Origin of the sequence: Marinospirillum insulare DSM 21763 (assembly GCF_000686905.1) — a bacterium.
Lineage (GTDB): Bacteria > Pseudomonadota > Gammaproteobacteria > Pseudomonadales > Halomonadaceae > Marinospirillum > Marinospirillum insulare.
In genome coordinates, this window is sequence record NZ_KK366037.1 from 99,924 (window position 1) to 114,108 (window position 14,185).

Annotated in this window: 13 protein-coding genes; 4 read left to right on the forward strand and 9 right to left on the reverse strand. The window is 43.3% G+C overall.

All coding sequences use genetic code 11. The features are described from left to right. The first annotated feature begins 9 nt into the window (after positions 1–9). The 3 genes from BP27_RS0114185 (at position 10) to BP27_RS0114195 (ending at position 5,256) form a co-directional block, all read left to right on the forward strand. Positions 10–945, forward strand: coding sequence for a LysR family transcriptional regulator (locus BP27_RS0114185; protein WP_027852093.1), 936 nt, complete (start codon positions 10–12; stop codon positions 943–945). Between the two features lie 70 nt (positions 946–1,015). Further along, a complete protein-coding gene (locus tag BP27_RS0114190) occupies positions 1,016–2,095 on the forward strand; it encodes an efflux RND transporter periplasmic adaptor subunit (RefSeq protein ID WP_027852094.1) in 1,080 nt (359 codons plus the stop codon). After that, on the forward strand, positions 2,095–5,256 hold the full coding sequence (locus BP27_RS0114195; RefSeq protein ID WP_027852095.1) for an efflux RND transporter permease subunit: 3,162 nt from the start codon (positions 2,095–2,097) through the stop codon (positions 5,254–5,256). The genes BP27_RS0114190 and BP27_RS0114195 overlap by 1 nt, the downstream gene beginning before the upstream one ends. A gap of 46 nt (positions 5,257–5,302) precedes the next feature. On the opposite strand, the gene BP27_RS17550 is transcribed toward BP27_RS0114195, so the two are convergent. The 5 genes from BP27_RS17550 to purE all read right to left on the reverse strand — a co-directional run bounded on the left by BP27_RS17550 (position 5,303) and on the right by purE (position 8,426). Continuing rightward, positions 5,303–5,431: a hypothetical protein gene (locus tag BP27_RS17550; protein ID WP_281172159.1), complete on the reverse strand. Its 129-nt coding sequence runs from the start codon at positions 5,429–5,431 to the stop codon at positions 5,303–5,305. A 114-nt stretch (positions 5,432–5,545) separates the two neighbouring features. Then, positions 5,546–6,067 carry a DUF501 domain-containing protein gene (locus BP27_RS0114205; RefSeq protein ID WP_027852096.1) on the reverse strand — a complete coding sequence of 174 codons (522 nt, stop codon included), beginning with the start codon at positions 6,065–6,067 and terminating at the stop codon, positions 5,546–5,548. A 91-nt stretch (positions 6,068–6,158) separates the two neighbouring features. Further along, positions 6,159–6,632 (reverse strand): Dps family protein, encoded by a 474-nt coding sequence (locus BP27_RS0114210; RefSeq protein WP_027852097.1) that lies wholly within the window; start codon positions 6,630–6,632, stop codon positions 6,159–6,161. 133 nt (positions 6,633–6,765) lie between these two features. Next, positions 6,766–7,905, reverse strand: coding sequence for a 5-(carboxyamino)imidazole ribonucleotide synthase (locus tag BP27_RS0114215; RefSeq protein ID WP_027852098.1), 1,140 nt, complete (start codon positions 7,903–7,905; stop codon positions 6,766–6,768). 29 nt (positions 7,906–7,934) lie between these two features. Next, the gene (gene purE / locus BP27_RS0114220; RefSeq protein WP_027852099.1) at positions 7,935–8,426 is read right to left on the reverse strand and encodes a 5-(carboxyamino)imidazole ribonucleotide mutase; all 492 of its coding nucleotides are present in this window, start codon (positions 8,424–8,426) and stop codon (positions 7,935–7,937) included. A gap of 141 nt (positions 8,427–8,567) precedes the next feature. Here purE and BP27_RS0114225 point away from each other — a divergent pair, with 141 nt between their 5' ends. Then, positions 8,568–8,831: a hypothetical protein gene (locus BP27_RS0114225; protein ID WP_027852100.1), complete on the forward strand. Its 264-nt coding sequence runs from the start codon at positions 8,568–8,570 to the stop codon at positions 8,829–8,831. Here the strand turns inward: BP27_RS0114225 and flgL are convergent, their stop codons facing one another. From flgL to BP27_RS0114245, 4 genes are read right to left on the reverse strand one after another with little or no spacing between them, the layout of a single operon-like run. Continuing rightward, on the reverse strand, positions 8,832–9,818 hold the full coding sequence (gene flgL, locus BP27_RS0114230) for a flagellar hook-associated protein FlgL (RefSeq protein WP_027852101.1): 987 nt from the start codon (positions 9,816–9,818) through the stop codon (positions 8,832–8,834). A gap of 3 nt (positions 9,819–9,821) precedes the next feature. Next, positions 9,822–11,840, reverse strand: coding sequence for a flagellar hook-associated protein FlgK (gene flgK / locus BP27_RS0114235; RefSeq protein WP_027852102.1), 2,019 nt, complete (start codon positions 11,838–11,840; stop codon positions 9,822–9,824). A gap of 57 nt (positions 11,841–11,897) precedes the next feature. Further along, complete coding sequence (gene flgJ, locus BP27_RS16515; RefSeq protein WP_051610605.1) at positions 11,898–13,052, reverse strand: flagellar assembly peptidoglycan hydrolase FlgJ; 1,155 nt, start codon at positions 13,050–13,052, stop codon at positions 11,898–11,900. 10 nt (positions 13,053–13,062) lie between these two features. After that, positions 13,063–14,175, reverse strand: coding sequence for a flagellar basal body P-ring protein FlgI (locus tag BP27_RS0114245; RefSeq protein ID WP_027852103.1), 1,113 nt, complete (start codon positions 14,173–14,175; stop codon positions 13,063–13,065). Positions 14,176–14,185: the final 10 nt, after the last annotated feature.

Here is a 14,185-nt window from a genome sequence, read left to right on the forward strand (position 1 = left end):
GAGAAGCCAATGGTTGAACTGCGCCACCTAAAAACACTGCTTGCGTTACAAGCTACTGGCAGCTTAGTAGATGCTGCAGAACGATTACACTTAACCCAGTCTGCTTTATCTCATCAATTAAAAGCACTAGAACACCTGCTAGATACCGAACTATTTATTCGTAAAAGTAAGCCACTGCAATTTACTCCTAGCGGACAGCGATTATTAAAACTAGCAGATGATGTACTACCTAGGTTTGAAGCGGCACAAAGGGATTTACAGCGCTTAGCTAAAGGCCAAGCTGGGCGCTTACATTTAGCCATTGAGTGCCATAGTTGCTATCAGTGGCTAATGCCAACACTCGATGCCTTCCGTAAAAACTGGCCAGACGTTGAAGTAGACGTTCCTGGTGGTCACCACTTTGCACCCTTACCCGCATTAAAGCGCCAAGAGCTAGACTTGGTTATTACTGCCGACCCCAGACCCATTGAAGGAGTCGTCTATTCCCCTTTATTTCGCTATGAAAGCCTACTAGCCATACCCAAAGATCACGCCTTTATAGACAAAGCATTTATAGAACCCAGCGACCTACTCGCTGAAACCTTAATTACCTACCCAGTTGAACGTAACCTGCTAGATATATTTACGCATTTTTTAGACCCAGCAGCCATTGAGCCAGCAGGTATAAGAACAGCAGAACTAACCATTTTAATGATGCAATTAGTGGCTAGTCATCGTGGAGTTTGCGCCCTACCCAACTGGGCAATGACTGAGTATTTAGAAAGGGATTATGTGGCAGCCCGCAGGTTAGGTGCAGATGGCACCTGGGGAACCCTTTATGCTGCACATAGAGAAAACCAACAGTCTATGGCATTTATTACTGACTTTATTACCACTGCTCGTAAAACATCGGCGCAAGTATTAACGGGCATCAAGCCAGTTGAACTCACAGCCTCCTCAAAATAAGTCGTATTTTTACTCACTAACTCGTAACATAAGGCAATACTAAATTACACCCAACAGGAAAGCCTCTCTAATGCCTGCTAAAAAAGCTCTATCTTCTCTACTTGCCCTAGCATTATTTTTGTTGCTGATTATTTGGTTAGCTAGCGGAGATTTTTTAGCCAGCAAATCTAATGCACCAGAAACCAACCCTGCAAGTAAAAAAACCGAGTTAATGCAAGTTGAGACTCAGTGGTTGCAAGCTAAGGAGTTTACTCCTATAGAAACTCTCCAAGGTCAGCTACTACCCTTACAACAGGTTGACCTACTCGCTGAAACTTCTGGCCGAGTGGTTCAATTACTAGCCAAAGAAGGCCAGCGAGTTAAACAGGGTACGCAGCTTTTACAATTAGCTGAAGATAGTCGCCCGGCTAAGTTAGCCAGACTTAAAGCAGAACAAGCCAGTCGTGCAGCTGAATTAAATGCAGCAAAGCGTTTAAAAGGTTCTAACCTGGTTTCAGAAAATGAATTACTGCGCCTTAAAAGTAACCTGCTACAAATAGAAGCTGACTTAAAAGCAGCCGAATTAGATTTAGCCAATACCCTTCCTCAAGCACCCTTTAGCGGCTTGCTAGAAAAACGCCATGTCGAACTAGGTGAATGGGTGCAAACCGGTAAAGCTTTATTTACTCTGCTTAATATCAACCAATTAAAAGCCGTAGCACAACTCCCTCAACAAAAGGTTGCCCGCATTCAAGAAGGTCAGCAGGTTAGTTTAGAGCTTTTAGATGGGCGCAAACTCCTGGGTGAGATTTCTTTAATTGGCAGTTTGGCAGATCACTCTACACGCACTTTTCAGCTTGAAGCACTGGTAGATAACCCTAAACAACTGCGTTTAGCTGGAGCCAGCGTTACCTTAAATATTCACCGCGCTAGCATTTATGCGCACCACCTATCTTTAGCCAGTTTAAGTTTAGATAAACAAGGGCGCTTAGGTGTTAAGCATGTTAACCAACAGCAAGAAGTCGTCTTTACGCCTGTAGAGTTACTTAGCAGTGACACAAACGGTGCTTGGCTTGGTGGTCTGCCCGAAAAAATTCAGCTTATCACCCTAGGTGGTGGCTTTGTAGATGCAGGAACAAGTGTTATACCTGTTCTACAGGAGAGCAACTAATGCTGGCCATTATTCGTGTTGCTATTCAACGTAGCCGCGCCACGCTCTTAGCCTTATTTATGCTTTTAGTCGGCGGCTGGGCTGCTTATACAGCCATTCCTAAGGAAGCCTTCCCAGATATCACTATTCCTATCATGTATGTTTCCATGCGTTTAGAAGGCATAAGCCCAGAAGATGCCGAGCGCTTGTTGGTTCGCCCTATGGAACAAGAACTACGCTCCCTAGAAGGCATAAAGAAAATAACCGGCTTAGCATCTGAAGGTCATGCCTCGGTACTTTTAGAGTTTGATGCAGGCTTTGACTCAAAGCGTGCTTTGCAAGATGTACGTGAACAGGTAGACACCGCTAGAACTAAACTGCCTTCTGAGGCAGATGACCCTCAAGTACATGAAATCAATACTGCGCTTTTTCCTATTATGTCAATCGGGCTTTCTGGGCCTGTAGATGAAGCAGCGCTGGTTGCAACGGCTCGCAGTCTTCAGCTTGAGTTAGAAGCCTTACCTCAAGTATTAGAAGTTGATATAGGCGGCGACAAGGAGGACTTATTAGAAATTCTTATTGACCCGCAAATCATGGAAAGCTATGGCTTAGATGCAACCCAGCTCTTTAACCTGGTTTCGCGTAATAACCGTTTAGTCGCCGCAGGTAGCCTAGATACTGGTTCCGGGCGAATGGCAATGAAGGTGCCAGGGGTTATAGAAAACCTCGAAGACCTAATGAGTATGCCAATTAAAGTGAATGCTTCAACCGTTGTAACCTTTGGAGATCTAGCAACCATTCACCGTACTTTTAAAGACCCTATGGGTTTTGCAAGAATTAATGGTCAGCCTGCCCTAGTATTGGAAATTACTAAACGTAGCGGTGCTAACATTATTGAAGCAGTCGCAGAGGTTAAAGCTTTATTAAACCTAGCTAAGCCTTTATTGCCTAAAGACCTCAGTATTGACTACATCATGGACCAATCCATCGATGTCGAAAACACCCTAGACGACCTGCTCAATAACGTGGCAACAGCAGTCGTCTTGGTGATGCTGATCGTAATAGCCGCTATGGGTTTTCGTTCATCTATCTTAGTGGGTATCACTATACCCGGTGCCTTTTTGGTAGGTATTCTGCTTATTTGGTCATTAGGCTACACCATGAATACCATGGTGCTTTTCTCACTCATTCTAGTGGCAGGCATGTTAGTTGATGGCTCGCTCGTGGTTGCAGAATTAGCGAATAGGTACTTAGAAGAAGGCCTAAAACCCTCACAAGCTTGGCAACAAGCTGCTAGCCGCATGGCTTGGCCCATTATTGCCTCAACCGCTACCACCGTCTCGGTTTTTATGCCGCTATTATTTTGGCCAGGCATGGTCGGTGAGTTTATGAAGTTCTTGCCTATTACGGTTATTCTTTGTCTCTTAGCTTCCTTAGCTATGGCGCTCATTTTCTTACCCTCTTTAGGCAGTATTTCTGGAGGCGGTAAAAATATTCATTTAACTCAAGAACAAATAAAAGACTTAGGTGAAGCAGCAGACTTTAGAGTTGGTGCCGCCTCACCAACTCGCATAGCCACTATTTACCGCCAGCTACTAAGTAAACTACTGCATTACCCAGGTTACACGCTTATCGCCATGCTGGGTTTAATTGTGGTTATTTACCTTGCTTATGCACGATTTAATCATGGCGTAGACTTTTTCCCCTCCATTGAACCTGACTCAGCACAAGTACAAATACGCGCTAGGGGTGACCTGTCTGTTTATGAAAGTGATGCTTTAGTAAAACGTGTAGAAGAACGCTTAATGGGCATGAGTGAAGTGAAAGCTTTTTATGCACGCTCTTTTGCTAACCAAGCAGGCAGAGGCTTTGGTGGCAACACGCCCGAAGATACTATAGGGGCAATTCAATTCCAGTTTAAAGATTGGCATGAACGCCGCCGTGCGCGTGCCATTATTGATGAAATGCGTGAAAGAACTGCTGACATTCCAGGAATATTTTTAGAATTTAGAGAACAGCAACAAGGCCCAGGTGGTGGTAAGCCCTTCGAGTTGCAAGTTAGCTCGCCCGACACGTTAAAAGCCGCCGCCGCCCTAGAGCAAGTGATTGAAGAAATGCAAAAACTTGGTGGTTTTACGGATTTTCAAGATGACCGTAGCTTACCCGGTATAGAATGGCGCTTTATTGTTGATAGAGAAGCAGCCGCCCGTTTTGGTGCCGATGTGGCCGCTGTAGGTAGTGCAGTACAACTAGTCACTAATGGTTTAATGCTGGCTACCTACCGACCCGAAGATGCCAATGATGAAGTCGATATTCGTGTACGCCTACCCTTGGCCTCTCGGTCGTTAGACCAACTAAACCGTATGACATTACGCACAAGCAGTGGCCAAGTTCCACTGAGCAACTTTGTACGCCTAGAACCAGCACCTAAAACTAGCACCTTGAAGCGTTTAAATGGTCAGCGCACCCTAACCCTTAAAGCAGATTTAGAACCTGGCTACCAACTAGATGAACGGCTTACCGTATTAAAACCCTTGCTTACCCAGTTACCTGAAGGGGTAAGCGTAAAAATAGCGGGTGAAAATGCCGATATGCAAGAAGCCATGGTTTTTTTAATTGGTGCTTTTTTAGTCGCTATCTTTTTAATGCTCATTATTTTAGTAATGCAGTTTAATAGCCTCTACCAAACCCTGTTAGTACTATCTGCTATTGTTTTCTCAACTGCAGGTGTACTACTCGGGTTAATGCTAGCAGGCAAAGCTTTTGGGATTGTTATGGTGGGTATGGCAATTATTGCTTTGGCAGGCATAGTGGTGAATAACAATATTGTACTCATTGATACTTACAACCGCATTCGTCAACAAGGTTTAGGCGCAGTAGAAGCAGCATTGGAAACAGGCAGCCTTCGCTTACGACCCGTTTTATTAACAGCAATAACAACCATTTTAGGCCTACTGCCTATGGTGGTGGGTATGAATGTTAACTTAATGGAACCCAGCCTGGGTTGGCAAGCGCCTTCAACACAATGGTGGGGACAGTTATCTAGTGCTATTGCTGGCGGGTTAGCTTTTGCTACCCTGCTAACGCTTATTCTAACGCCTTGTATGCTAGTGCTGGGTGAGAAAATATCTATTACTTCTCGTCAATTAAATAAAGCCCAAGCCAAAAACACTAGGCTTTAAAAAAACCGAAGCAAAAAAATCCCCGACTCAGATTCGGGGATTTTTATTACTTCTTAGCTTCAGTTGCTGCGTCTTTAGCAATTAATTCTTTTACTTTTTTTACTGACCAGAAGCTTGCTACAACCATAACTGCTACAAGCACAATACTGGAAACCACGTATACATCTAAGTACATAAGGCTTTCTCCACTCAAGCACAATAAACTTTTTTAAGTTCCACTCAGTTAGTTTAACTCATATTCTAGTAGAAGAAATAGTCTGAACCTTAACCCAAGTCACTAATTCATTGTTTAAGGTAATAAATTTGCTATACCGTACTCCTCATCAAGTAAACGACCTATAGCATTACCACTACTTAAATGGTGAGCATATTGGGTATGCAAACAACGAATCTGTTGCCAGTTCTCTATACCCCCTACACCCCGCTTAGAAAAAACTTCGGTAAAGCCTAAATTTTCTACTTCAGCGCGGGTTGCATCACTCATCGCGGCCCAACGCCTTGCAACATAATCTTCATGGCTTTTTTGGTATTCTGCCATTAAAACCGGGTCATCTTTTAAACGCTCTTCTAATTCTTTTATTAAACCTGCTGCCTCTAAATGCGACAGTTCTTTAACTAAAAAGCGGCTACTTAACCAATAAAAAGTAGGAAAAGGTTTACCTTTTACTAAGGCTGCCACCTGTAAAGCTAAAGGACGACCCTGGCTATCTATAGCCGTAATCAACTCCATTCCTAAGGGCTCTTTGCCAAGTTCATCAGCAATAAAAATACGCTCCTCTGGCGTAGGTTTTAAGGCAACTCTCTGAAACATAAACTTTTCTCATCACAATAAAAAACAGCGAGCTAACTGGCCCGCTGTTTTAGTTTAACTACTAGTTAAATTACCAAAATACGACTAGATATTAGCTAGCTAGGTAAGCGCTAAGCATCCAAACTGTTTTTTCTTGTTGACCAATATAGTCACTCATTAATGCGGCAGTACCTTCATCACCGGCATCTGCTGCAACGTCCATTAAATCTCTTTGCATTTGTATAAGCTGCTTATAGCCTGCTAACAAGCCTTCAACACACACTTTGCCATCGGTCGCTTGCTTGTGTTCTTGAATGCTGCTTTGAGCAATGTAATCACTAAAAGCATGCAATGGACGGTGACCTAAAGTCAGAATACGCTCGGCAATTTCATCCACTTTTAAGAGTAGTGAGTTGTATTCTTCTTCAAACTTAACGTGTAGCTCGAAAAACTGACGACCCTGAATATTCCAGTGATAACCACGAACATTCATGTAAAAAATCTGGTAGTTGGCCAGCAGCTTATTCAACTTTTCAGATAAAGTTTGTGCTTTTGAAATGTCTAAACCAATACGGTTAGTGCTCATATAAACCTCCTTGCAGATTTAAAGTCTAAGCTAGCTTGGTTGCTAACTTTGCTATGGTTTTAATCTTAACCTAGCAAGCTGGCTAGGGCTAAGATTTTTTATAAATTCCTTCCATAGACTAAAGCTATCAAGCTTAAGATTCAGATACAAAACTCAATTTAGGTAAAGGCGCTTCAGGCAATAGCAGAGCCACACGGTTAACCTTAGTTATAAGCTCAGCTGTTGTTTCGGCCACTAGGTTTAAGTGCCCTAATTTACGTCCTTCACGCTCTTCTTTACCGTATAAGTGTAGGTGTAAACCATCTTCTTGTAACAGCTGCTGCTTGTCGCCATTTTGAGCAATAATGTTAATCATACAGGTGGGCGAGCGGGCCGCTGTAGAACCTAGCGGTAAACCTGTAACCGCACGCAAGTGGTTTTCAAACTGGCTAGTAGCTGCACCATTTTGTGTCCAGTGCCCCGAATTGTGAACCCTAGGGGCCATTTCATTGGCCATTAGCTGACCATCGGTTTGTTGGAATAATTCTAGGGTTAACACACCCACATAATCTAACTCTTCTAAGAGCGCATTAATGTAGCCTTCTGCCTGACTTTGTAGGTCATTATTTAAGTTTGGCAGAGGCGCAAAAGAATAACGCAAGATGCCTTCAACATGGTGGTTTTCAGCCATAGGGTAAAAACGCACTTCACCCGTTTGGCTGCGCACGGCAATAATAGATACTTCACGTACAAAATCTATAAAGGCTTCAACAATTAATTCACGCCCACCAATACGCTGCCAAACAGCCGCAACTTCTTGGCTAGAGTCATTTTTTAATACTGCTTGGCCTTTGCCGTCATAACCTTCGGTTACGGTTTTAATCACCACAGGCTTTTGGTGTTTACTGGTTAAATCGGTGACTGCTTGTTGTAAACTTTCTAAGGAATTAACCAAGTGGTATTCAGGTGTGGGTATGGCTAGCTGGGTAAATAGGGCTTTTTCTAACCCTCGGTTTTGGCACACCTGCAAGGCACGGCTAGAAGGATAAACCGGCTTGTGCTGTTCGATTTCACGCACTAGTTCAACAGGTAGGTGTTCAAACTCATAGCTAACCACATCTACCTGGCTTAAAAACTCTGCTAAGCGGGTGTTGTTTTTATCAACCAAGGTATGCCCTATATCAGCACTGGGATTTCCTGTGGTATCTAAAAAAGTAAAACGCTGCCCCAAAGGATAACCTGCTAAAGCTAACATCTGCCCTAATTGTCCAGCACCCAAAATACCTACACGCATGGTTTAAACCTCAGTTCTTTAATACTTTTTTAGTTAGCTCGTGGATCAGGATTATCTAAAACGGTTTGAGTTTGTTTGTTGCGAAACTCGGCTAACTTCTTAGCAATTTCTGAATCACCTAATGCCAGTATTTGTGCAGCTAGAATAGCAGCATTAGCAGCACCCGCCTTACCTATCGCCAAGGTAGCAACAGGTACACCCGCTGGCATTTGCAGTATGGATAATAAAGAGTCCATGCCTTTAAGTGCTTGAGTTTCTATGGGTACACCTAACACTGGCAGGCTGGTTTGCGAAGCTGCCATACCAGGTAAATGTGCGGCACCACCTGCGCCAGCAATAATTACTTTTAAGCCGCGTGCTTGTGCGCCTTTAGCGTAGGTAAACAATTTATCAGGCGTGCGGTGAGCAGAAACCACCTCTACCTCATAACTAACACCTAGCTCTTCTAGCAGTGCAGCTGCCCGTTCCATGGTCGGCCAGTCAGACTTAGACCCCATGATTACACCAACTTGTGGTTGCATCTATGTTTGCTCCCAGCCCTGAACTAATCAGTAGCAGTTAAAATGAAAGCCAGAAAGCATACCCTATAAACTGACTAAGAGAAAAGTGTTAATCTAGTCAGGTTCATTTTTCTTGGTTATTTTTTCTTTTAAGGAAGGCTAATGCTACTCAAATTAGGCTTAGGTTTACTGATTTTGCCTTTAATGGTTTTAATGGGAATTTGGGGTTTTGAATACGCCGATGTAAGCAGCTGTATTTATGAGGGCGGCAGTTATGACTATTTATTAGGTGAATGCTTAATGGACCAACAAGGAATATTTGTAACCTTTGCAGAGCGTCACCCTTCATTAGTAAGCACCAGCCTCTGGGCATCTTGTGCTGGGCTGGTGTTTACTATAGTTGGACTTTATCGTGGACGCAGCTAATTAAATATAGTTAAACAGACTTAAACCAGAAATTTTACCAGTCACCTGCATACCTGCTTGGTAAGACAACATAGACTGCTCTAAACGCACAGCAGCATCGGCATAATCTAAGTCTTCTAGCTCAGAAATACTTTTTTCAGCAAAGGCCTCAAAGTCTAGATTGTTATTTTTCACAGCTTCTAAAGTGTTTTGCCTAGCACCAATTTGTGAGCGAGTTTGGGCTACCTGTTCAAAAGCCACATCTATATTTTGAATCGCACTACGAATGGCTTCTTTATTGACAGGATCGCCGGCAGCACCATTACCCGTAGCATCTACAAAATACTGAATAACACCCAGCATATTATTGGAATACTCTTTAGGTGTGGCTGTTAGGTCTTGGCTACCATCATTAGTAAATATAGCTTCTGCTGAATCATGAGTGGCAAGCTTGGCTGTATCTAATTTCTCAAAGGCTCTTGCACCTGATGTCAGCATTTTAATAAAAGTATCATCGGCTGCTTGAGCTTCACGCTCTATAGCATCACCTACAAAAGTATTACCGTTATAAGCTTTTTCTTCTGCTTGGCTGCCTGCATAAATGTACTCGCCACTTTCATTACGAGTGTTTACCAGGCCTTGTAAATGGCTAAGCATTTCTTTTACTTCTATACCCGAAGCTTTTACCTGTTCATCGCTCCACTGATCACTACCTAGCTTAATAGCTAGCTCCTTTAATTTAATTAGAGAAGATTCAGTTTGATCAAGGGTTGACTCGGTTAGGCTAAGGTTTTTATCAGCAAAATCTATATTGCGATTGTACTGTTGCACCACCGCCATGCGGGTTTTGGTGTTGAGTGTTTGAGCTGCGGCTACTGGATCATCAGCAGGGGTAAGCACTCGCTTACCACTCGACATCTGGCCGTTAACCTTATGTAAATTACTATAGCTGTTCAGCATGCTATTCATGCTGTTGTTGTACATTTGCGAAGTGGACAAACGAATCATGGCTTATCTCCCAACACTAGCAATTAAAGTATCGAACAGCTTTTGCGCTGTTGATATCACTTGAGTAGAGGCCATGTAGGCCTGTTGAAAACGAATAAGATTACCGGCTTCTTCGTCCATATTAACGCCTGAAGCTGACTCACGCATAGACACACTTTGGTTAAGTGTAGCTTGGCTTACCTGCGCAGCGGTACGCGATTCAGAGGTTTTAATACCTACCTGCTCAACCAGCATGGAATAGGTTTCACCCAAAGAAGCACCACCCGTACCATCGTCTTTACTTTCAATTAATTTAGCTTGCTGCAAATTAGCCAAGCCAGAGCCGTTTTGACCACCGGCAGTGCCTTCTAAAGTCCAAGTGTCACCTGTTTCAGCTTGCGTGGCATCAGCTATACTCAACACTAAATCTGAACCACCAATAGTAAAATCGTAAGTACCATCACCATTATCAGTACCGGTTGTTGATGTGCCTGCTGTATCAGTCAAAATAAAATCAGTACCATCATAGGTCACTTCCGCACCAGTTAAATTAGCTGGCCCTGTACCAAAGCTACTTAAATTCTGTCCATCAAGATCTACATAACCTATCTTAGCTGTACCCGCATTATTTTCAGCTCCACTAATACCTGCTAAAGCAATTTTATTGGTGTCAGTTAACTCGGGTGAGCGCTCTAACTGAGAAGCACCAATACGGGTAGGTGAAATTAATAAGCCACTACCTTGGATATACTCAGGTATTCCTGAAGTAGTTAAATCCATATCAGTAGGCGGATTAACAGCAGTACCATTGGTTAGCCTAAAACCATAGGTAGCTTCTAAATCAGTATTTAATGCAGCCACATTAGCAAAACTAACCCCTTCACCGAATAAATTTCGCCCAGTTACTGAGTCATGCACTTCTAATTGCCCACTTCTTTCTTTAAGGTGGAACTCATTAGCAGGCAGTTTATTTAAACCCTCTGGATCTAACCAAACACCTGCAGGCGCTGTACGCTGTATGCCAGTAATTCGGTCTAGCTGGAAGTTTTCCGTATTGATGTCTTTAAATAAATCACCACCTTGATCACCATTTAAGTCAGTACCAGCACGGTGTTGGTTATTCATTTCACCAGCAAAAACCATGGCAATACGACCCATTTCATTGAGGGCTGGGTCTAGGGTGTCTGAACGGTAACGAAGAATACCCCCCATTTCACCACCGGCAATTTCATTGGTGATGTGCATTTTAGTACCACGGCTATCAATCATATTAACTTGATAACGGCTCTTATCATTTTGCCCAGGTACGGCTTCTAGCTTGTTTACATTTTCACCCGTAATAAGTGGAATGCCATTACCTATGGAAACGTTAATGTTCAGACCATCTTGTTCTTGCACATTCACATCAACAATTTCGCTTAACTCACGCAGCAGTTCATCACGCTTATCAAATAAATCATTGGGTGGCTGGTTACGCGCGCCTTGGTAAACAACAATTTCTTTATTTATTTCGCCAATACCCATGCTGAGTTCATTAATTTTGCTAGCGTAGGTTCTTAACTGGGTATTCAGGTTATTATTTTGGTCTGTTAAGCGCGATTGGGCGGTTTTAAAACGCTGGCTAACACTGTCTGCCTGGCTAAACACTAGCTGACGACCAGGTTTTGAAAGGGGGTCATTAGCAGCCGATTGCATGCCTTCAAAAAAACCATTTAAGGCATTACCTAAAGCCGAGTTTTCATTTGCTAAAAGCCCATCCAGCTCACTGGCATTACGCAGGTAAGCTTCATGGTCTTTTAAACGGCTAGTATCAACACGCACTTGGTGAATGGTGTATTGATCAACAATACGCTCTATGGTTTGAGTACGAGAACCTGTACCCATATAACCATGACCCGTACCAAAAGCAGGGTTGGTAATTTGCACGGCTCGTTGGCGAGAATAGCCAGGCGTATCGATGTTGCTAATATTGTGTCCAGTAACAGAAATATTGTTACGGCTAGTACGTAAACCTGTTAAACCGATACCTAGTAAATCGGACATAATTTTATCCTTCCCATCTTTTGTACTTGTCTTAGTACTAAATCTTTACTTAATGCTTTATTTAGCGGCTTTACTAGCAACAGCTTTAGGTGCCTGCTGTGCCTCTTGCGAATCTATATTTTCTAACGCCTGATTTAAGGTGCTGCCATCCATAATATTAATAATTTTTCGTGCATAACGTGGATCAGTGGCATAGCCAGCCTGTTGCAAACCTTTAGCAAAGGCTTGAGAGTCTGCGGCCTTTTCAAGTGCTTGTTGATAACGTGGGTTAGCTGTTAAAAAATCAATGTAATCATCGATCGATTCATCTAAGGAATCATAAGCTCTAAATGGCCAGCGCTCTTGTTGTGGCTGACCATTACGAAACTCTAAGGTTTGCACTTCGGCTGCTTCGCCATCCCAGCGCTGATCTGCTTTAATGTTAAATAAATTAAAGCTGCTAGTACCGTCTTTACGAGGAATCATAAATTTACCCCAACCGGTTTCTAAGGCTGTTTGGGCAACCATTAATTTAGGGTCAACACCAATGCGCGCAGCAGCTTTTTGTGCCAGTGGGTAAACATGCCTAACAAAATCTTCTGGTGAAGCAAAGTAAGCGCGTTTATCTGCACTTACTGGCAAACCTTCAATTTCTAGTGGTTTGCGTCCTGCCTTATCGGTTGCTGCTGTCATGGGTGGACGTTGAGCAGCTTGAAGAGCCTGGGCAGCAGCTTGGCGATCTTGATCTTGACTGGGTGTATTAGCAGCAGCGGCCAAGGGGGGTTGTGTGAACCTTAGACGACGATTGTTAATTTGCTGCATTGCGTCTTCCGTTAGCAATTGCGCACCACGACGTACATCTTCTGGAATATCACCTACGGCTTCTTTAGGTGCTTTTGCTAACTGCTTAACCAACACATCGGCTATACCCAGGCCTTCTCCGCCATTCGATTGGGTCATGGCAATAGAAAACTGTTCATCCATCATGCCCTGAAAAAAAGACATTTCTTTAGAACGCATTAAGCTTTCTTCACCACCAATCAGCTCATCGGCATCACGGGCACTTTTCAAAATCATTTGAATAAATAAGGCTTCAAACTGACGGGCAACTTCTTTAAGGGCTTCTGGATCTTCCTCAACCGCACCTTTTTTTAGCTCCCGCAAACCTTGAAAATCATGGTAAGCATTTTGAGCTTTGGCATAGTTACCGTTGGCTGGCTTATCCCCAATCATCTTCTTACCCTTAAATTACGATTAGCTGAGCATTTAAAGCGCCGGCGTGTTTTAAGGCTTCCAAAATAGCCATTAAATCACCGGGTGCTGCACCGACTTGGTTAACCGCTCTTACTATTTCATCTAAAGTAACCCCAGCATCAAACTTAAACATAGGGTTATTTTCTTCTTGAATGTCTATTTGTGTATTTTGCTGTTCCGCTGTTTCACCATCTGTAAAAGCATCTGGCTGGACGATTTCCGGGTTTTCTGCAATGGTCACCGTTAGGCTGCCATGCGTGACTGCCGCTGGAGCTACTCGAACATTCTGACCTATAACAATGGTGCCTGTACGTGAGTTAATAATAACTTTTGCGGCAGCATCGGCAGTGGTGACTTCTAAGTTTTCTAATACCGATAAAAATGCCACTCGCTGACTGGTGTCTCTAGGCGCACGTACTCTGACAGAAACAGGGTCTAAAGCTTGAGCAGTAGTTGGCCCCATTAAACTATTAATGGTTTCCTCAATGCGCCTGGCTGTGGTGAAGTCTGGGTAGTGCAAGTTGAAAGTTAAGCTATCGTTATCACCAAAAAAGTTAGCCACTTCCCGCTCTACCGTTGCACCATTGGGAATACGTCCAACACTGGGCACATTTACTGTTACCCTAGAGCCATCTGCACCCGCAGCACCAAAACCACCCACTACTAAACTTCCCTGCGCTACTGCATAAACATTACTGTCTGCACCACGCAGAGGCGTCATTAACAAAGTACCGCCACGCAAACTATCAGCATTTCCTATAGAAGAAACGGTTATATCGATACTTTGCCCTGGTTTTGCAAAGGGAGGTAATTCAGCACTCACCGTAACAGCAGCCACGTTTTTTGACTTAGGGTTAACACCCGGTGGCAAGGTAATACCAAACTGATTCATCATGTTGGCAAAAGTTTGGTTAGTAAAAGGAGCGTTGTCACCTGTGCCATCTAGCCCCACAACCAAACCATAGCCAATGAGCTGGTTGCTTCGCACGCCTTCAACAGTGGTAATATCTTTTAAACGACTGGTGCTGGCCTGCAGAACAAAAGACAAGCTAAATAAAACAAATGTAATTGCTGTTAAGCGTACTAGATTAGCAAGCTTCATTCAGTGAACC

What these genes read in the sequence shown, in the direction of transcription:
- flgK (WP_027852102.1), bottom strand. Translation starts at nt 11,840, where the DNA reads ATGTCCGATTTACTAGGTATCGGTTTAACAGGTTTACGTACTAGCCGT.
- BP27_RS0114225 (WP_027852100.1), top strand. Translation starts at nt 8,568, where the DNA reads ATGCTACTCAAATTAGGCTTAGGTTTACTGATTTTGCCTTTAATGGTT.
- purE (WP_027852099.1), bottom strand. Translation starts at nt 8,426, where the DNA reads ATGCAACCACAAGTTGGTGTAATCATGGGGTCTAAGTCTGACTGGCCG.
- flgJ (WP_051610605.1), bottom strand. Translation starts at nt 13,052, where the DNA reads ATGATTGGGGATAAGCCAGCCAACGGTAACTATGCCAAAGCTCAAAAT.
- BP27_RS0114185 (WP_027852093.1), top strand. Translation starts at nt 10, where the DNA reads ATGGTTGAACTGCGCCACCTAAAAACACTGCTTGCGTTACAAGCTACT.
- BP27_RS0114190 (WP_027852094.1), top strand. Translation starts at nt 1,016, where the DNA reads ATGCCTGCTAAAAAAGCTCTATCTTCTCTACTTGCCCTAGCATTATTT.
- BP27_RS0114210 (WP_027852097.1), bottom strand. Translation starts at nt 6,632, where the DNA reads ATGAGCACTAACCGTATTGGTTTAGACATTTCAAAAGCACAAACTTTA.
- BP27_RS0114205 (WP_027852096.1), bottom strand. Translation starts at nt 6,067, where the DNA reads ATGTTTCAGAGAGTTGCCTTAAAACCTACGCCAGAGGAGCGTATTTTT.
- BP27_RS0114195 (WP_027852095.1), top strand. Translation starts at nt 2,095, where the DNA reads ATGCTGGCCATTATTCGTGTTGCTATTCAACGTAGCCGCGCCACGCTC.
- flgL (WP_027852101.1), bottom strand. Translation starts at nt 9,818, where the DNA reads ATGATTCGTTTGTCCACTTCGCAAATGTACAACAACAGCATGAATAGC.
- BP27_RS0114215 (WP_027852098.1), bottom strand. Translation starts at nt 7,905, where the DNA reads ATGCGTGTAGGTATTTTGGGTGCTGGACAATTAGGGCAGATGTTAGCT.
- BP27_RS0114245 (WP_027852103.1), bottom strand. Translation starts at nt 14,175, where the DNA reads ATGAAGCTTGCTAATCTAGTACGCTTAACAGCAATTACATTTGTTTTA.
- BP27_RS17550 (WP_281172159.1), bottom strand. Translation starts at nt 5,431, where the DNA reads ATGTACTTAGATGTATACGTGGTTTCCAGTATTGTGCTTGTAGCAGTT.